At 56.7% G+C, this 17,119-nt stretch carries 18 protein-coding genes and 1 other RNA gene; 15 read left to right on the top strand and 4 right to left on the bottom strand.

Annotated features, from left to right (window positions below):
* From rpsI to ACIQYF_RS19995, 6 genes are all read left to right on the top strand, one after another.
* On the top strand, positions 1-339 hold a 339-nt coding region (gene rpsI, locus ACIQYF_RS19970), incomplete at its 5' end, for a 30S ribosomal protein S9 (protein WP_237501671.1).
* 254 nt (positions 340-593) lie between these two features.
* Positions 594-1,187 carry a ubiquinol-cytochrome c reductase iron-sulfur subunit gene (gene petA, locus ACIQYF_RS19975; protein ID WP_402865271.1) on the top strand — a complete coding sequence of 198 codons (594 nt, stop codon included), beginning with the start codon at positions 594-596 and terminating at the stop codon, positions 1,185-1,187.
* On the top strand, positions 1,187-2,398 hold the full coding sequence (locus tag ACIQYF_RS19980; protein WP_402865273.1) for a cytochrome bc complex cytochrome b subunit: 1,212 nt from the start codon (positions 1,187-1,189) through the stop codon (positions 2,396-2,398). Before petA ends, ACIQYF_RS19980 begins: the two co-directional genes overlap by 1 nt.
* Complete coding sequence (locus ACIQYF_RS19985) at positions 2,398-3,177, top strand: cytochrome c1 (RefSeq protein ID WP_402865275.1); 780 nt, start codon at positions 2,398-2,400, stop codon at positions 3,175-3,177. The genes ACIQYF_RS19980 and ACIQYF_RS19985 overlap by 1 nt, the downstream gene beginning before the upstream one ends.
* A gap of 188 nt (positions 3,178-3,365) precedes the next feature.
* Entirely contained in the window at positions 3,366-3,983 is a 618-nt protein-coding gene (locus tag ACIQYF_RS19990; protein ID WP_019408586.1) for a glutathione S-transferase N-terminal domain-containing protein, read from the top strand.
* A 17-nt stretch (positions 3,984-4,000) separates the two neighbouring features.
* Entirely contained in the window at positions 4,001-4,414 is a 414-nt protein-coding gene (locus ACIQYF_RS19995) for a ClpXP protease specificity-enhancing factor (RefSeq protein WP_402865278.1), read from the top strand.
* Positions 4,415-4,503: 89 nt separating this feature from the next.
* On the opposite strand, the gene ACIQYF_RS20000 is transcribed toward ACIQYF_RS19995, so the two are convergent.
* The 4 genes from ACIQYF_RS20000 to ACIQYF_RS20015 all read right to left on the bottom strand — a co-directional run bounded on the left by ACIQYF_RS20000 (position 4,504) and on the right by ACIQYF_RS20015 (position 7,949).
* Positions 4,504-5,085, bottom strand: a complete 582-nt coding sequence (locus ACIQYF_RS20000) for a BON domain-containing protein (RefSeq protein WP_402865280.1) — start codon at positions 5,083-5,085, stop codon at positions 4,504-4,506.
* A complete protein-coding gene (locus ACIQYF_RS20005) occupies positions 5,082-5,675 on the bottom strand; it encodes a phosphoheptose isomerase (RefSeq protein WP_019408589.1) in 594 nt (197 codons plus the stop codon). Before ACIQYF_RS20005 ends, ACIQYF_RS20000 begins: the two co-directional genes overlap by 4 nt.
* A gap of 139 nt (positions 5,676-5,814) precedes the next feature.
* Positions 5,815-6,177: a YraN family protein gene (locus tag ACIQYF_RS20010; RefSeq protein ID WP_402865283.1), complete on the bottom strand. Its 363-nt coding sequence runs from the start codon at positions 6,175-6,177 to the stop codon at positions 5,815-5,817.
* The gene (locus ACIQYF_RS20015) at positions 6,177-7,949 is read right to left on the bottom strand and encodes a penicillin-binding protein activator (protein ID WP_402865285.1); all 1,773 of its coding nucleotides are present in this window, start codon (positions 7,947-7,949) and stop codon (positions 6,177-6,179) included. Before ACIQYF_RS20015 ends, ACIQYF_RS20010 begins: the two co-directional genes overlap by 1 nt.
* A 233-nt stretch (positions 7,950-8,182) precedes the next feature.
* On the opposite strand from ACIQYF_RS20015, the gene rsmI reads away from it, so the two are divergent.
* From rsmI to mraY, 9 genes are all read left to right on the top strand, one after another.
* Positions 8,183-9,037 (top strand): 16S rRNA (cytidine(1402)-2'-O)-methyltransferase, encoded by an 855-nt coding sequence (rsmI, locus tag ACIQYF_RS20020; protein WP_402865420.1) that lies wholly within the window; start codon positions 8,183-8,185, stop codon positions 9,035-9,037.
* A 131-nt stretch (positions 9,038-9,168) separates the two neighbouring features.
* Positions 9,169-9,417, top strand: an RNA gene (gene rnpB / locus ACIQYF_RS20025) — RNase P RNA component class A.
* A gap of 362 nt (positions 9,418-9,779) precedes the next feature.
* Complete coding sequence (gene mraZ, locus ACIQYF_RS20030) at positions 9,780-10,235, top strand: division/cell wall cluster transcriptional repressor MraZ (protein WP_019408593.1); 456 nt, start codon at positions 9,780-9,782, stop codon at positions 10,233-10,235.
* A complete protein-coding gene (gene rsmH, locus ACIQYF_RS20035; protein ID WP_402865287.1) occupies positions 10,232-11,179 on the top strand; it encodes a 16S rRNA (cytosine(1402)-N(4))-methyltransferase RsmH in 948 nt (315 codons plus the stop codon). Before mraZ ends, rsmH begins: the two co-directional genes overlap by 4 nt.
* Positions 11,176-11,469 carry a cell division protein FtsL gene (gene ftsL, locus ACIQYF_RS20040; protein WP_402865289.1) on the top strand — a complete coding sequence of 98 codons (294 nt, stop codon included), beginning with the start codon at positions 11,176-11,178 and terminating at the stop codon, positions 11,467-11,469. The genes rsmH and ftsL overlap by 4 nt, the downstream gene beginning before the upstream one ends.
* Positions 11,466-13,214 (top strand): peptidoglycan D,D-transpeptidase FtsI family protein, encoded by a 1,749-nt coding sequence (locus tag ACIQYF_RS20045; RefSeq protein WP_402865291.1) that lies wholly within the window; start codon positions 11,466-11,468, stop codon positions 13,212-13,214. Before ftsL ends, ACIQYF_RS20045 begins: the two co-directional genes overlap by 4 nt.
* On the top strand, positions 13,214-14,677 hold the full coding sequence (murE, locus tag ACIQYF_RS20050) for a UDP-N-acetylmuramoyl-L-alanyl-D-glutamate--2,6-diaminopimelate ligase (protein ID WP_402865293.1): 1,464 nt from the start codon (positions 13,214-13,216) through the stop codon (positions 14,675-14,677). Before ACIQYF_RS20045 ends, murE begins: the two co-directional genes overlap by 1 nt.
* On the top strand, positions 14,670-16,037 hold the full coding sequence (gene murF / locus ACIQYF_RS20055; RefSeq protein ID WP_402865295.1) for a UDP-N-acetylmuramoyl-tripeptide--D-alanyl-D-alanine ligase: 1,368 nt from the start codon (positions 14,670-14,672) through the stop codon (positions 16,035-16,037). Before murE ends, murF begins: the two co-directional genes overlap by 8 nt.
* Positions 16,037-17,119, top strand: coding sequence for a phospho-N-acetylmuramoyl-pentapeptide-transferase (gene mraY, locus ACIQYF_RS20060; protein WP_019408599.1), 1,083 nt, complete (start codon positions 16,037-16,039; stop codon positions 17,117-17,119). Before murF ends, mraY begins: the two co-directional genes overlap by 1 nt.

Below are 17,119 nucleotides of genomic sequence, written 5' to 3' on the forward strand. Positions count from 1 at the left end.
GTTTTCCTGCGTCCGGGTACTGGTAACATCTCCATCAACAACCGCTCCCTGGATAACTTCTTCGGCCGCGAAACTGCCCGCATGGTAGTTCGTCAGCCGCTGGAATTGACCGAGACTGTCGAGAAATTCGACATCTACGTCACTGTTATAGGCGGTGGTGTAAGTGGTCAAGCTGGCGCAATCCGCCACGGTATCACTCGCGCTCTGATGCAGTACGACGAAACCCTGCGTGGCGCACTGCGCAAAGCTGGCTTCGTAACTCGCGATGCTCGTGAAGTTGAACGTAAGAAAGTCGGTCTGCGTAAAGCGCGTAAGCGTCCGCAGTACTCGAAGCGTTAATTCGCAGCTTCGTTCAAAAAAGCCCAGCTCCTCACGGAGTTGGGCTTTTTTTATGGGCGCAATATTATCGATGTGACAACGTGCCACATCCAGCAAATGCCTACGCTGCAAGGGCTGTAGCCGACTCAGAGCGGTAATTACCTTGTCTTAGTAGGGTCTTTTCATTAACATTCGGCAAAATTTTTATAAAGATAAGTTTGCAACTTAGTAGAGGCCTGATTTAACAGGCCACAAAGCTGATGGGAGAGGACGGAATGAGCAATGACGGCGTTAATGTCGGCCGGCGTCGCTTCCTCGTGGCAGCCACATCCGTGGTGGGTGCTGCAGGAGCGGTGGGGGCGGCGGTCCCGTTCGTGGGGTCGTGGTTTCCCAGTGCCAAGGCCAAGGCCGCTGGCGCACCGGTAAAGGTGAATATTGCGAAGGTCGAGCCAGGCCAGCAAATGATTGCTGAATGGCGTGGTCAGCCTGTATTCATCGTACGTCGCACCGATGAGATCCTGGCAAATCTGAAGAAGATTGAAGGTCAGCTAGCTGATCCTGACTCCAAGCAATCTGATCAACCTACCTATGTAAACCCAGAGCTGCGATCGATCAAACCAGAAATTTTGCTGCTGATCGGTATTTGCACCCACTTGGGCTGCTCGCCCACTTTCCGTCCTGAAGTTGCCCCTGCCGACCTTGGCAAGGATTGGGTCGGTGGCTATTTCTGTCCTTGTCATGGTTCGCACTATGATTTGGCTGGTCGTGTTTACAAGGCCCAGCCTGCTCCGCTGAACCTGCCCGTACCGCCTTATTATTATGAGTCGGACAATATTGTTGTCGTTGGCCTCGATGGGGAGAACGCGTAATGAGCAAGTTCATGGATTGGATTGATGCTCGCTTCCCTGCCACCAAAATGTGGGAAGACCACCTCAGCAAATATTACGCGCCGAAGAATTTCAACTTTTTCTACTTTTTCGGCTCCCTTGCCTTGTTGGTTCTGGTTAACCAGATCGTCACCGGTGTGTGGCTGACCATGAGCTACACGCCGTCGGCAGAAGAGGCGTTTGCTTCTGTCGAATACATCATGCGTGATGTCGAATACGGTTCGATTTTGCGTTTGCTGCACTCAACGGGTGCATCGGCGTTCTTTATTGTGGTTTACCTGCACATGTTCCGTGGCTTGCTTTACGGCTCATATCAGAAGCCGCGCGAGCTGGTCTGGCTGTTTGGCATGATGATTTACCTGGCTTTGATGGCAGAAGCGTTCATGGGGTACTTGCTGCCCTGGGGGCAAATGTCCTACTGGGGCGCGCAGGTCATTATTTCGTTGTTCGGCGCCATCCCAGTGATCGGCAACGACCTGACTCAGTGGATTCGTGGTGACTACCTGATCTCCGGGATTACCCTTAACCGCTTCTTTGCCCTGCACGTTGTGGCCCTGCCCATCGTGATTCTGGGACTGGTGGTGCTGCACATTCTGGCCCTGCACGAAGTCGGCTCCAACAACCCTGACGGCGTCGATATCAAGAAGTACAAAGACGAAAACGGCATCCCGCTAGACGGAATTCCGTTCCATCCGTACTACACCGTGAAAGACATTGTCGGTGTCGTGGTGTTCTTGTTCATCTTCTGTTCAATTGTGTTCTTCTTTCCGGAAATGGGCGGCTACTTCCTCGAAAAGCCTAACTTTGAGCAAGCCAACGCCTTCAAGACGCCAGAGCATATTGCCCCTGTCTGGTACTTCACGCCGTTCTACGCGATCTTGCGCGCAATCCCTGACAAGCTGATGGGCGTTATTGCGATGGGCGCTGCGATTGCCGTGCTGTTCGTGTTGCCATGGCTGGACCGCAGCCCTGTGAAATCCATGCGCTACAAAGGCTGGATGAGCAAAATCTGGCTGTGGGTGTTCTGCATTTCGTTCGTGATTCTGGGTGTGCTGGGTGTTCTGGCGCCGACCCCGGAGCGCACGTTGGTGTCGCAGGTGTGTACGTTCTTGTACTTCGCCTACTTCATTCTGATGCCGTTCTACACCAGGCTTGAGAAGACCAAACCGGTTCCGGAAAGGGTGACTGGCTGATGAAAAAGCTATTTGCTGTATTGATGCTCGCGCTGATGCCTGTGCTGTCCTTTGCGTCCGAACAGGGTGTGCCACTCGACAAAGTCGATATCGATGTCTCTGACAAGGCTGCGTTGCAAGATGGTGCGCGTACGTTCGCCAACTATTGCATGGGCTGTCACAGTGCCAAGTTCCAGCGCTATGAGCGCGTGGCGGACGATTTGGGTATCCCTCATGACGTCATGCTCAATAATCTGGTGTTCACGGGTGCCAAGATTGGCGATCACATGAGCATCGGCATGCAGCCTGAAGACGCCAAGGCCTGGTTCGGTGCTGCACCGCCAGACTTGACCCTGGTGGCGCGTGTGCGTGGCACAGACTGGCTCTACAGTTACTTGCGTTCGTTCTACGAAGACCCATCGCGCCCTTGGGGGGTGAACAACACCGTCTTCCCCAATGTGGGCATGCCAAACGTGCTTGCGCCGCTGCAAGGGCGTCAAGTTATCGGTTGCAAGCAAGTACAGATCGTCGAAGACGGCAAGAAGCAGTATGATCCGCTCACCGGCACACCTTTGACACATGAAGCGTGCGACCAGCTGACAGTATTGCCAAAGACCGGCACGCTGACTGAAGAGCAGTTCGATGAGAAGATCAAGAACCTTGTGACCTTCCTGGCCTACTCGGCTAACCCGGTGAAGCTGGAGCATCAGCGCATCGGTACTTACGTATTGCTCTATCTGGCCTTCTTCTTCGTATTCGCTTATCTGCTCAAGCGCGAATACTGGAAGGATGTGCACTGATACCGTTACAAGCATTGCTGTTAATCGTGCGCGCCCAAGGGTGTCTCTGAAAAGGTAACAGTGCAGGACAGGGGGGAGGGCAAGGTCAAGATGATCTGTTCTCCCCGGGTTCTGCTGTTATTGGAGGCGCTTCTTGGGCGCGTTCGTTTTTCTGCTTCTGATAATTTCTACAAGCGAGGAGGACCGCCATGGGCGTGACCAATCGGTTGGCCTGTTACTCCGACCCCGCCGACCACTATTCCCACCGAGTACGCATTGTGCTCGCCGAGAAAGGTGTCAGCGCCGAGATCATTAGCGTGGAGGCGGGTCGTCATCCGCCGAAGCTGATCGAAGTGAACCCCTACGCCAGCCTGCCAACCCTGGTCGATCGTGATCTGGCGTTGTGGGAGTCGACAGTGGTAATGGAGTATCTGGATGAGCGTTACCCGCATCCGCCGTTGTTGCCGGTCTATCCGGTAGCGCGAGCCAATAGCCGTTTGCTGATTCACCGTATCCAGCGTGACTGGTGTGCTCTGGTCGACTTGATTCTCGACTCGCGCACCAAGGAACCTGCACGTGTGCAGGCGCGCAAAGAGTTGCGAGAGAGCCTGACAGGCGTGTCTGCATTATTTGCAGACAAACCTTTTTTCCTCAGTGACGAGCAAAGTCTGGTCGACTGCTGTCTATTGCCGATACTCTGGCGTTTGCCTGTATTGGGTATTGAATTGCCGCGGCCTGCCAAGCCGCTGCTTGACTATATGGAGCGTCAGTTTGCGCGTGAGGCTTTCCAGGCAAGCTTGTCTGGTGTCGAACGCGATATGCGCTAAGGCTTTAGGAGCCCTTGATGAATTCGAGTCGACCTTATCTGGTGCGTGCGCTGTATGAGTGGATTGTTGATAACGATTGCACTCCGCACTTGCTGGTTAAATCTGACTACCCGAAGGTCCAGGTGCCTCAGGGTTTTGCCAGTGATGGACAAATAGTCCTCAATGTATCGCCAAGCGCCGTGCGCAATCTGCACATGGACAACGAAGCCGTTAGCTTTGACGGGCGTTTTGGTGGTGTGCCACACACGCTGTACGTGCCGATTGCGGCCATTCTGGGTATTTACGCTCGGGAGAATGGCCAGGGCATGATGTTTGACCTTGAAGACGCATTTGAAGCGGATGACGAGGTTGAGCCGGATGATGATGGACCGCCATCGGGTACTGAGCCGCCACGACCTAGTGGTCGGCCAAGCCTGAAAGTGGTGAAGTAACCAAAAAGGCGACCTGAAGAGGTCGCCTTTTTTGTGGGTATTTGAGACCTGTGGGAGCCGGGCTTGCCTGCGGCAGCTCCTGCAGGGGGTTAGTCGATGTATTCGAAGAGTTTGACGATTTTTTGCACGCCGGAAACGCTTTGAACCAGGTTGGTGGCGCGGGCGGCTTCTTGTTTGGTAACCAGACCAAGCAGGTAAACAATGCCATTTTCAGTCACAACTTTGATGCGTGAACCCGGAATGCCATTGTCAGTCAGCATTTGGGTCTTGATCTTGGTGGTCAGCCACGCATCGTTGTTGCGCGCCAGAATCGAGGAGGGCGCCATGACTTGCAGTTCGTTGTTGACCTTTTTTACTCGTTGCACAGCCGCAGCTGCTTGTTCAGCCTGCGCCTTGAGGTCGGCGCGCGGGGTTTGCCCGGCCAGGAGTACGATGCCGTTGTAGCTGGTGACAACGATGTGCGAGCCGTTATCAAGGTCCGGATTAGCTTTGGCGACGTTGACGGCCACTTTGGTTTCAATCAGGGAGTCGTCGATCTTGCTGCCGAACGTGCGAGTGCCGCGATCATCTTCAATCGGTGTGTCGCGGGTGGCGGTCAATACCGAGCTGCAACCAGCGGTCAGGCCGAGGCACAGCGTCAATGCCACTAGGCTAAAGCGATTAAAAGTCATTCTTCACTCCCGAACAGTTGGCTGTCGATCAGATCGCACAAGCAGTGGATCGCCAGCAGGTGGACTTCTTGAATACGTGCGGTGACATTGGACGGGACGCGAATTTCCACGTCTTCAGGCAGCAGTAGCGATGCCATGCCGCCGCCATCGCGACCGGTCATGGCAACCACGATCATCTCGCGATCGTGAGCCGCCTGAATGGCCTGGATGATGTTGGCCGAGTTACCGCTGGTAGAGATTGCCAGCAGCACGTCGCCAGGTTGACCAAGGGCGCGGATCTGCTTGGAAAAAATCTCGTTGAAGCTGTAGTCATTGGCGATCGAGGTAATCGTCGAGCTGTCTGTGGTCAGTGCAATGGCAGGCAGGCTCGGGCGCTCGCGCTCAAAGCGGTTCAGCAGCTCGGACGAGAAGTGCTGGGCGTCGCCTGCGGAACCGCCGTTACCGCACGAAAGCATTTTGCCTTCGTTGAGCAGGGCGTTAACCATCACTTGGCTGGCTTGCTCGATGTGAGGGGCAAGAACCTCCATCGCCTGCTGCTTGGTATCGATGCTGGCCTGAAAAAGCTGGCGAATTCGGGATTGCATGTCCATCTATGTGACCTTAAGTAGGGCGGCTGGTCGGGCGTGAACCAGGTGTTCCTGGGTGACTCCCCGGCACAAAAATGTGCAGCCCGCAAAGCAAAGCAAAATCGTTGAGTAAAAAGGGTGCTGGAATAGGCCAGGCAGCGCTTTAGCTGTCAAAGGCATTCCGTAGCCAGTTCAAATGGGGTGCCGCGCTATCCATGGCTACGACGTCAAATCGACAGGGGTGGTTGGCCCAGCGCGATTCGCGTTGCAAGAAATACTGAGCGGCCAGTATCAGCTTTTGACGCTTGCGTGCGTCAACGCTGGCTAGTGCGCCGCCCCATTGCGCATGTTGTCGGTAACGAACTTCGACGAATACTACTGTATCGCCGTCGAGCATGACCAGATCCAGCTCGCCGCGCTTGCATAGCCAGTTCTGCGCCAGCAAGCGTAAACCGTGTTGCTCAAGATGCCGCAGCGCAGTGCGCTCGGCATCTTTGCCTGTTTGCTGGCTTGAGCGTTCGGGCATCAGTTTGGGGTGTCGGGCAGGCGTTGAACCTGACCATTAACGAACTCAGCCCATGGCAACTGGCGTTGAATATGTTGCTGTTGGCTCATGCTCAGGCTGCCTGACAGGCCGTCAATCCGGTTGTCGGGCAGGGCCTTGAGTTGCTCCAGTCTAGAAGTCAGTCGATAAGCGTCTACACCCATGGCGTACAGGCGGCCCAGGCTACCACCGGCTTGTGGCCATTGTGCGGTCACTTGTTGGCGCAACGGGTTTGCAGTGTCGAGCAGCCAAGGGGTTTCGCAAAAACGGATGCCGTTCATGTCTTTGTACTGGTTTTGGTCGCCGCTGGCACTGAACACGTGAGATGTGGCGTAAACCGGAACGTCACCCGCGTACTGATAGTTGAGCGTTGGCTTGATCTGTTGGGCTTGCTGGGGCGTTGCAGCCAGGAAGATGAACTCCATGTCCTGACGACGCGAAGGCTGGCCAGAACCACCGGCATTTCGCAGTTGCACCAGATCGGCGACTTGCTGGGCCAGTGCAACAGGCTTGTCGATGTGTTCGATGCCAACGACGGTGCCGCCATTGGCTTCCCATTCCTGACGGAACGCCTTGAGTACCCGATCGCCCCATTCGCCTTGCGGCACAATGGCGCCAGCGCGGGTCAGGCCGTCAGCGTGTGCGCGGCGTGCAACTTCGCGTGCTTCGTCTTCAGCGGCCAGGCCAAATTGAAACAATTGCGCAGGGCCTTGTGCGCCTTCGCTGTAGTTAAGGGCCAAGGTAGGAATCGGCAGTTGGGAGCGAGTGTTCAATTGCTTGACCAGTGACTTTTCCAGTGGGCCAACCACCAGTTGCACGCCATCGGCTTGAGCCTTGCGATAGAAGTCGTCCAGCGAGGTCAGGCGTGAGCTGTCATAGAACTGAATGCTCGGCGGGTTCTGGCCGGCTTGCTGTGCTTGATAGTGCGCAGCCATAAAGCCATCGCGCAGTGCTTTGCTCACAGAGGCCAGTTGGCCGTCCTGGGGGAGCAGCAGGGCGATTTTGTTCAGCGGCTGGCTGGCCAGTTCTTTGAGCTTGAGCAAAGGCGCGGGCAACTGGGTAGCTGCCGGGTGCGTCGGGTTTTGCGCGCGCCATTGATCAATAGCGTTTTGTTGATCTTGCAGGCTGGAGGCGCTTTTGACAGCGAGGGCCAAGGACATCCAGCCGCCCATCACGCCTGTATCAGGCGTACGCAGTTGTTCAGCCGGCAGTGCAGCGACCAGTGCCCAAATGGCTTCGTTATTGCTGTTGGCAGCATCGCCGGTCAGGATCTGGCTCATGGCGGCGCGTTCGCGGGCGGCGGCCAGGTTCTGACCGTCGGCCTCCAGAGCGCGTGCATGAACCACATGTGTGCGCACTTGCAAGTCGGCTGGCATCTCATTGAGGCGCGATACGCTTGGGTGGTTCAGGGCGGTCAGCGCGTCTTTGGGCTGGTTACGGCTCATCGCCAGTTCTGCGGCCAGGGTGCTGGCAAAAACCTGTTGTGCAGGTTTGAGTGTGTCCAGCGGGACCTGCGCCAGGATTTGCGCTGCGCGCTGGTTGTCTTTTTGGCGCATTGCAAGGTCGGTTGCGGATAGGCGCAGCAGTGCCGCCTTTTCCGGGTCCTTGCTCGCAGAGGCCTGTTGCAGCAGCTGCTCAAGGCTGGCATCGGGCGTACGTGGGAGTTCGCCAAGGCTGGATGAGGGCGAGCTGGCGCAAGCCGCCAACAAGGCAGCGAGGCAGAGGGCAGTGAACAGCCGCAGGCAAGCGATCATGTAGTGTTCCTGATACTCGATCAAATGAGGGGGGAAGTGTACCCAAGCGCTGGCCGGGGCGCGATGTTACTGGTGATAAAGCTTAAATTTAGATGACTTCTGTCCATTGTGGCGCGGTGTTTTCCAGATTGACGCTTTTGAGCGTGTCTGGAGGGTGCGTTCAGCAGGGTTCTACGCGCTACAATGGCGCCTTTAACTCTAATGAGGTGCGCGTTTTGACTGCTCCAGGTGCTTTGAATTCCGTTGTCGGCTCACTTTATGTGGTGGCCACGCCCATCGGTAACCTGGACGACATCAGTGCGCGTGCGCTTAAAGTGTTGCGCGAGGTGTCGTTGATCGCGGCCGAAGACACGCGTCACTCCCTGCGTTTGATGCAGCATTTTGGCATCACTACCCCGCTGGGTGCTTGTCACGAACATAACGAGCGTGATGAAGGCAGTCGCTTTATTCAGCGATTACTGGCCGGTGAAGATGTGGCGTTGATTTCTGATGCGGGTACGCCGCTGATCTCTGATCCGGGTTACCACCTGGTGCGGCAGGCGCGAGCAGCCGGGGTCAAGGTAGTGCCTGTGCCAGGCGCTTGCGCCTTGATCGCTGCGTTGTCGGCCGCCGGGTTGCCTTCTGATCGCTTTATCTTTGAAGGCTTCTTGCCGGCTAAGGCCGTGGGTCGCCGTTCGCGTCTTGAGCGATTAAAGGAAGAGCCGCGCACCCTGATTTTCTACGAGGCGCCGCATCGCATCCTTGAATGCCTGCAAGACCTGGAGCTGGTGTTTGGCGCAGATCGCCCGGCATTGCTGGCGCGGGAGCTGACCAAGACCTTCGAAACACTCAAGGGCTTGCCGTTGTCCGAGCTGCGCGCTTTTGTAGAATCTGACAGCAATCAACAGCGCGGCGAGTGTGTCGTGCTGGTTGCAGGCTGGACCGCGCCCGACACCGATGAGGTGGTGAGCAGTGAAGCAATGCGCATTCTTGATCTGCTGCTTAAAGAAATGCCACTCAAGCGCGCTGCTGCATTGGCTGCTGAAATAACTGGCGAGCGCAAAAATGTGTTGTACCAAGTTGCACTTGGGAAGCAGAAAACAGAGTAAGCAGTAGTGGCACTTAGCCCTTATTGTTGCAGTCAGGCCTATATGTAAAGGCGCCGAGGTTAGATGTTGAACGTAGTGTGCCGCTTTTAAAGCTTGTTCTATACGCTCTGTACAGTTAATCTTCGCGCCGGAGAGTCGATTGGACAGTCGCTGCCCTCTATGAAAATTAGGGGGGGGAGGAAAGTCCGGGCTCCATAGGGCGAAGTGCCAGGTAATGCCTGGGAGGCGTGAGCCTACGGAAAGTGCCACAGCAAGACCAAATAGGGTCCCAAGGCGTGGCCCGCGCTGGGACCGGGTAGGTTGCTAAAGATGTCCAGTGATGGCCATCGTAGACGAATGACTGTTCAAGACAGAACCCGGCTTACAGATCGACTCTCCACCTTTTTTCTCCTGCTTGTTTCGCAAGCAGATAGGCATTCTTGAAATGCTCGCTCCAATCCCCCCCCCTCGCTTTATTTGCAAGAAGAACGGCAACCTAATGCCAAAAAGTTCTTACTCTTAACAGATCACTTTAAGTTTGAACTCCGAAGCATTGAATTAGCAGCTTATGGCACGTGATCGAACACCTCCGCTTATTGCTGTACGTCTATTTACTCTCCTAAATCTCAGTAATGTAAGGATTTTCCTTGGGGCCGCGCCTTGACGGTGTGGTGGGCGCATTCCTATAGTGTGCACAAGTGGCGAAAAGTGGCAGAAAGTGGGTTTTTTAAACGTAAAACGCTAATTTTTGGAGTGACGCCTCGTGTTTCGCGGAGCCAACGCAATCAGTCTCGATGCCAAGGGCCGTCTCGCAATGCCGAGCCGGTACCGCGACGAGCTGATTTCGAGAAGCTCCGGGCAACTGATCGTGACCATTGATGCGGTGGATCCCTGCTTATGTGTGTACCCGCTCGATGAGTGGGAATTGATTGAAACCAAGCTGCGGGCGTTGCCTTCGTTGCGTGAAGAAAACCGCCGTTTGCAACGTCTGTTGATTGGTAATGCCGTCGACCTCGAACTCGATGGCAGTGGTCGTTTTCTGGTGCCGCCGCGTTTGCGTGAGTATGCCAAGTTGGACAAGCGCGCGATGTTGGTGGGCCAACTGAACAAGTTTCAACTGTGGGACGAGGATGCCTGGGAAGCTGTTTCTGCCGCTGACCTTGCAGCCATTCAACAACCGGGCGCGATGCCTGATGAACTGCGTGATTTAATCCTGTGACTATTGATAGCGACTTCAACCACATCACCGTATTGCTCGATGAAGCCGTAGAGGCTCTCGCCGTACGTCCTGATGGATGCTATCTGGATGGCACCTTCGGTCGCGGCGGACATAGCCGCTTGATACTCCAGAAGCTGGGTCCTGAGGGGCGTCTTCTCGGGTTTGATAAAGATCCACAAGCGATTGCCACGGGGCAAGCGCTAGCGGCCGAAGACGGCCGCTTTGTCATTGTGCAGCGTAGTTTTGCAGAAATGGGAGCCGAAATTTCCGGGCGCGGCCTGGCCGGTAAAGTCAGCGGTGTCCTGCTCGACCTGGGCGTGTCTTCGCCTCAGCTCGACGACCCGCAGCGCGGCTTCAGTTTCATGAACGACGGCCCGTTAGACATGCGAATGAACCCTGCCCAAGGTGTAAGCGCGGCTGAATTCGTTAACACTGCGTCCCGTGAAGAAATAGCCCGAGTCTTCAAAGAATATGGCGAAGAGCGTCACGCATGGCGTATGGCGGGCGCAGTTGTGGATCGGCGTGAAAGCAAGCCATTCGAGCGTACGGCTGACCTTGCAGAAGTCCTGAAGGTAGCCAACCCTGCGTGGGAAAAGGGCAAGAACCCGGCAACCCGTACGTTCCAGGGCTTACGCATTCACGTCAATAACGAATTGGGTGATCTGGAAGCGGGCCTTGAAGCTGCATTGGAATCGCTGGAAATCGGCGGCCGTCTGGTTGTCATCAGTTTTCATTCCCTGGAAGACCGTATCGTCAAGCAGTTCATGCGCAAACTGGTCAAGGGCGAGTCAGACAACCTTCCTCGCGACCTGCCGATTCAGCACGTTGCGTTTGTTCCGAAAATCAAAATTCATGGCAAGGCACTGACTGCCTCCGATAAAGAGCTTAAAGCCAACCCGCGCTCGCGCAGCGCTGTCATGCGCGTCGCGGAGAAGCTTCGTTGAACAAGCTTTACGCTAAACCACTTCCCGGCGGAAGTTTCTTCATGCTGCTGCTGTTTATTGCCGTGCTGATTTCGGCTGTGGGCGTTGCTTACAGCGCGCACTGGAACCGTCAATTGCTCAACACCCTGTACGGGGAGCTGAGTGTACGTGACAAGGCTCAGGCCGAATGGGGGCGTTTGATCCTGGAGCAAAGCACCTGGACCGCGCATAGCCGTATCGAAACCCTGGCCAGCGAACAGCTGAAAATGCACATCCCGGGTGCAGCAGAAGTTCGGATGGTGGCGCCATGATCAAACTCGAAGGCGCACTTTATCCGTGGCGTTTTCGCGTGGTGCTGGCACTGCTGGCACTGCTGGTGGGCGCGATCGCCTGCCAAATTGTCTACTTGCAGGTCATCGACCACGACTTCCTCAAAGGTCAGGGCGATGCCCGTAGCTTGCGTCACATCACTATTCCGGCACACCGCGGGTTGATTACCGATCGTAATGGCGAGCCGTTAGCGGTCAGTACGCCGGTTACCACGCTGTGGGCTAATGCCAAGGAAATGCAGGCCGCTAAAGACCGCTGGCCAGCGTTGGCGCACGCGCTCGGGCAAGACCCGAAGGTGCTGACTGCGCGCCTTGAGCAGCAAGCCAATAAAGAATTCATCTACCTTGTTCGGGGGCTGACCCCTGAGCAGGGCCAAGTCGTGCTCGACCTCAAGGTGCCGGGCGTTTATGGCATTGAAGAGTTCCGCCGCTTCTACCCAGCGGGTGAAGTGACCGCGCACATGGTTGGCTTTACCGACATTGACGACAAAGGGCGCGAAGGCGTCGAACTGGCCTATGACGAGTGGCTGGCCGGCGTGCCGGGCAAGCGACAGGTCATCAAGGACCGACGTGGGCGTCTGATCAAAGACATCCAGGTGACCAAAAACGCCAAGGCAGGGAAGACCTTGGCGTTGTCAATTGACCTGCGCCTGCAATACCTGGCCAACCGTGAGCTGCGCAATGCGCTGGTCGAAAACGGTGCAAAGGCTGGCAGCCTGGTGATCATGGACGTGAAGACCGGCGAAATTCTGGCCATGGTCAACCAACCGACCTACAACCCGAACAACCGTCGTAACCTGCAACCGGCGATGATGCGTAACCGCGCCATGATTGACGTGTTTGAGCCGGGTTCAACGGTAAAGCCGATTTCGATGAGTGCGGCGCTGGAAACCGGCCGCTGGAAACCGACCGACAAAGTCGAGGTGTACCCGGGCACCCTGCAACTGGGCAAATACACCATTCGTGACGTATCGCGTACCGAAGGTCCGGTCCTCGACCTGACTGGCATTTTGATCAACTCCAGTAACGTGGGCATGAGTAAAGTCGCCTTCGATATCGGTGGCGAAGCGATTTTTCGTCAGATGGCCAAAATGGGCCTGGGCCAAGACACCGGTCTGGGGTTCCCGGGCGAGCGCGTCGGTAACCTGCCTAACTACCGTGAGTGGCGCAAGGCCGAAACCGCCACCTTGTCTTACGGCTACGGTGTTTCTGTGACGGCGATCCAATTGGTTCACGCGTTCTCGGCGTTGGCCAACAACGGCAAGTTGGCGCCGCTGACCTTGCTCAAGACGGATAAGGACAAGCCCGTCCAGGCCACGCAAGTCATGCCGGAGCAGGTCGCCAAGACCTTGCAGGGCATGCTTCAGGAAGTGATCGAAAACCCGCGTGGCGTTTGGCGAGCCAAGGTTCCGGCTTACCACGTCGGTGGCAAGTCCGGTACTGCGCGTAAAACATCGTCCGGCGGCGTCAAAGGCTACGCCGTTAACTCTTACCGCTCCCTGTTCGCCGGCTTTGGTCCGATGAGCGACCCGCGTTACGCGATCGTGGTCGTGATTGATGAACCGAGCAAAGCGGGCTACTTCGGTGGTCTGGTATCGGCGCCAGTGTTCAGCAAGGTGATGTCAGGAACTTTGCGCCTGATGAACGTCACACCCGACAACCTGCCAACGGCAGCTGAGCAACAAGCGGCGGCAACAGCTGCCGCAGCCAAAGGAGGGCGCGGCTAATGTCCCTGAGCCTGAACAAGATTTTCCCTCACGCAGGTCACGACTTGCTGATCCGTGAAATGACCCTCGACAGCCGCAATGTACGCGCGGGTGATCTGTTCCTCGCAGTACCGGGTGGCAAGCTTGACGGTCGTGAACACATCAGCGACGCCTTGAAACGCGGTGCTGCAGCCGTTGCCTATGAAGTAGACGGCGCCTCTGTGCTGCCTATTACTCCTGTGCCCTTAATTCCGGTCAAAGGTCTGGCGGCCCAGCTTTCAGACATCGCCGGACGCTTTTATGGCGAGCCGAGCCATCACCTGAACCTCGTGGGCGTCACCGGAACCAACGGTAAAACCAGCGTGACCCAACTGGTCGCCCAAGCGCTGGATTTGCTCGGTCAGCACTGCGGCATCGTCGGCACCCTGGGTACCGGTTTTTATGGTGCGTTGCAAAGCGGTCGCCACACCACGCCAGACCCGATTGCCGTGCAGGCCATGTTGGCCGACCTGAAAAAGGCCGGTGCCAAAGCCGTGGCCATGGAAGTGTCGTCCCACGGTCTGGATCAGGGTCGAGTCAGTGCGCTGGCGTTTGACGTGGCCGTGCTGACCAACTTGTCCCGCGATCACCTGGACTATCACGGCACCATGGAGGCTTACGCCGCGGCCAAGGCCAAGCTGTTTGCCTGGCCAAACCTGCGTTGCCGGGTGCTCAATCTGGACGATGAGTTCGGTCGCCAACTGGCTGCTGAAAAACTCGAATCGCGCCTGATCAGTTACAGCCTCGAAGACAGCAGCGCCTATCTCTATTGCCGCGAAGCGAGCTTTGATGACGAGGGTGTGCGCGCCACCCTGGTGACGCCACAAGGCGAACACCATTTGCGCAGCACCTTGCTAGGCCGTTTTAACCTGAGCAATGTGCTGGCCGCCGTTGGCGCGTTGCTCGGTCTTGACTACGCGCTCGACGAAATTCTTAACGTGCTGCCCAAGCTGGAAGGCCCGGTCGGACGTATGCAACGTTTGGGCGGCGGTGCCAAGCCGTTGGTGGTGGTCGATTACGCCCATACCCCGGATGCGCTGGAAAAAGTGCTGCTCGCACTGCGCCCTCACGCAAAAGGCCAATTGCACTGCCTGTTCGGCTGCGGCGGCGACCGTGATCGCGGTAAGCGCCCATTAATGGCTGAGGTGGTTGAGCGTTTGGCTGACGCGGTGCTGGTAACCGACGACAACCCGCGCACCGAAGACCCAGCGCAGATTTTTACTGATATTCGTGCCGGTTTTACGGATGCCGACAAGGTGGTTTTCGTTGCCGGTCGTGGCGCAGCCATTGCGCAGATCATCGCCAATGCCCGCGCTGAAGACGTCATCGTGCTGGCTGGTAAAGGTCACGAGGACTATCAGGAAATCAACGGCGAGCGCCATGACTTCTCTGACCTGGTCGAAGCCGCCAAAGCCCTGTCTGCCTGGGAGGTTACTCATGCTTAAGCCTCTTCTATTAAGCGAAATCGCTGCCACCCTGAACGGTCGTCTGGTCAGCGCAGACAGCCGATTCAATGGCGTCAGCATCGACAGCCGCGCCATTACTCAGAACCAGTTGTTTATCGCCCTGACAGGTCCGCGTTTTGATGGTCATGACTACTTGAATGAAGTCGCAGCCAAAGGTGCTGTTGCCGCGCTGGTTGAGCGCGAAGTGCCTGAGTCAACGTTGCCACAATTGGTGGTCAAGAATACCCGTGAAGCCTTGGGCCAATTGGGCGCACTGAACCGTCGCGGCTTCGACAAGCCTGTCGCGGCGATTACCGGCTCCAGCGGCAAGACCACCGTTAAAGAAATGCTGGCCTGCATCCTGCGCACCCGTGGCCCGGTGCTGGCGACCAAAGGCAATTTGAATAACGATCTGGGCGTGCCGCTTACCCTGCTCGAACTGACGCTGGAACACACTGCGGCCGTGATTGAACTGGGTGCGTCGCGCATCGGCGAAATCGCGTACACCGTTGCCATGACCCAGCCGCGTGTCGCCGTGCTGAACAATGCCGGCACTGCACACGTGGGTGAGTTCGGCGGGCCTGAGAAAATCGTCGAGGCCAAAGGTGAAATTATCGAAGGGCTGGATGCCGATGGCATCGCCGTTCTGAATCTGGACGACAAGGCATTTGGCATCTGGCAGGCCCGTGCCGCAGGGCGCAAGGTGCTGAGTTTCTCGCTGGACAATGCCCAGGCTGACTTTTACGCCAGCGATCTGGCCCGTGATGCGCGCGGCTGCCAAGGCTTCAAAATGCACACCCCGCTGGGTGTCGAGCAGGTTCAATTGAACCTGCTGGGCAGTCATAACGTGGCCAACGCTCTGGCTGCAGCAGCAGCTGCTTATGCGCTGGGTGTGTCCTTGTTCGGGATCAAAACCGGCCTCGAAGCTGTGTTGCCGGTTAAAGGGCGTGCCGTTGCGCAACTGACTGTCACAGGTTTGCGAATTATTGATGACACTTACAACGCAAACCCCACCTCAATGTGCGCTGCCGTTGATATACTCGCCGGCTTTTCCGGTCGTACCGTCCTGGTGCTCGGAGATATCGGCGAGCTGGGTGAGTGGGCAGAGCAAGGGCATCGTGAAGTAGGCGCTTACGCCGCCGACAAGGTTTCAGCGCTCTACGCGGTGGGGCCACTGATGGCTCATGCCGTCGCAGCATTTGGACACCAAGCTCGTCACTTCGCCAATCAGGCTGACCTGATCAAGGCGCTTCGCACCGAGCAAGAAACAAACACCACTATTTTGATCAAGGGTTCGCGCAGCGCAGCGATGGAAAACGTCGTTGCGGCGCTGTGCGGTTCCAGCGGGGAGAAACATTAATGCTGCTGCTTCTAGCGGAGTATCTACAACAGTTCTACAAGGGCTTTGCAGTCTTCCAGTACTTGTCCCTGCGCGGGATTCTTGGGGTACTGACTGCGTTGTCGTTGTCGCTGTGCCTTGGGCCGTGGATGATCCGCACCCTGCAAAACCGTCAAATCGGTCAATCGGTTCGTAACGACGGCCCGCAATCGCACCTGTCCAAATCCGGCACCCCAACCATGGGCGGTGCACTGATCCTGTCGGCCATTACCGTCAGCACCTTGTTGTGGGCTGACCTGAGCAACCGCTACGTGTGGGTGGTGATGCTGGTGACCCTGCTGTTCGGCGCCATTGGCTGGGTAGACGACTACCGCAAGGTGATCGAAAAGAACTCTCGCGGCCTTCCAAGCCGCTGGAAGTATTTCTGGCAGTCGGTGTTCGGCCTCGCTGCTGCGATCTTCTTGTACATGACGGCGCCCAGCGCAGTCGAAACCACGTTGATCCTGCCGTTCCTTAAAGGCGCCAGCATTCCGTTGGGCATCGGTTTCGTGGTGCTGACCTATTTCGTGATTGTGGGCTCGAGCAACGCAGTCAACCTGACTGACGGTCTCGACGGCCTGGCCATCATGCCAACCGTGATGGTCGGCGGTGCGCTGGGTATTTTCTGCTACTTGTCGGGTAACCTGAAATTCGCTGACTACCTGCTGATCCCGTATGTCCCGGGCGCAGGTGAACTGATTGTGTTCTGCGGCGCACTGATTGGCGCCGGTCTTGGCTTTCTGTGGTTCAACACCTACCCCGCACAAGTATTTATGGGTGACGTCGGCGCACTGGCGCTGGGCGCAGCCTTGGGCACCATCGCGGTCATCGTGCGTCAGGAAATCGTGCTGTTCATCATGGGCGGTGTGTTCGTGATGGAAACCCTGTCGGTGGTTATTCAGGTCGCTTCGTTCAAGTTGACCGGTAAGCGGGTGTTTCGCATGGCGCCGATTCATCACCACTTTGAACTCAAGGGCTGGCCCGAGCCACGCGTGATTGTCCGTTTCTGGATTATCACCGTCATCCTCGTGTTGATCGGTCTTGCCACCCTGAAGCTGAGGTAG

This window comes from Pseudomonas sp. NPDC096917, from assembly GCF_044762555.1.
Lineage (GTDB): Bacteria > Pseudomonadota > Gammaproteobacteria > Pseudomonadales > Pseudomonadaceae > Aquipseudomonas.

What these genes read in the sequence shown, in the direction of transcription:
- ACIQYF_RS20010 (WP_402865283.1), bottom strand. Translation starts at nt 6,177, where the DNA reads ATGCCCGAACGCTCAAGCCAGCAAACAGGCAAAGATGCCGAGCGCACT.
- murF (WP_402865295.1), top strand. Translation starts at nt 14,670, where the DNA reads ATGCTTAAGCCTCTTCTATTAAGCGAAATCGCTGCCACCCTGAACGGT.
- murE (WP_402865293.1), top strand. Translation starts at nt 13,214, where the DNA reads ATGTCCCTGAGCCTGAACAAGATTTTCCCTCACGCAGGTCACGACTTG.
- ACIQYF_RS20015 (WP_402865285.1), bottom strand. Translation starts at nt 7,949, where the DNA reads ATGATCGCTTGCCTGCGGCTGTTCACTGCCCTCTGCCTCGCTGCCTTG.
- ACIQYF_RS20000 (WP_402865280.1), bottom strand. Translation starts at nt 5,085, where the DNA reads ATGACTTTTAATCGCTTTAGCCTAGTGGCATTGACGCTGTGCCTCGGC.
- mraY (WP_019408599.1), top strand. Translation starts at nt 16,037, where the DNA reads ATGCTGCTGCTTCTAGCGGAGTATCTACAACAGTTCTACAAGGGCTTT.
- ACIQYF_RS19990 (WP_019408586.1), top strand. Translation starts at nt 3,366, where the DNA reads ATGGGCGTGACCAATCGGTTGGCCTGTTACTCCGACCCCGCCGACCAC.
- ACIQYF_RS19980 (WP_402865273.1), top strand. Translation starts at nt 1,187, where the DNA reads ATGAGCAAGTTCATGGATTGGATTGATGCTCGCTTCCCTGCCACCAAA.
- petA (WP_402865271.1), top strand. Translation starts at nt 594, where the DNA reads ATGAGCAATGACGGCGTTAATGTCGGCCGGCGTCGCTTCCTCGTGGCA.
- ACIQYF_RS20045 (WP_402865291.1), top strand. Translation starts at nt 11,466, where the DNA reads ATGATCAAACTCGAAGGCGCACTTTATCCGTGGCGTTTTCGCGTGGTG.
- ACIQYF_RS20005 (WP_019408589.1), bottom strand. Translation starts at nt 5,675, where the DNA reads ATGGACATGCAATCCCGAATTCGCCAGCTTTTTCAGGCCAGCATCGAT.
- ACIQYF_RS19985 (WP_402865275.1), top strand. Translation starts at nt 2,398, where the DNA reads ATGAAAAAGCTATTTGCTGTATTGATGCTCGCGCTGATGCCTGTGCTG.
- ACIQYF_RS19995 (WP_402865278.1), top strand. Translation starts at nt 4,001, where the DNA reads ATGAATTCGAGTCGACCTTATCTGGTGCGTGCGCTGTATGAGTGGATT.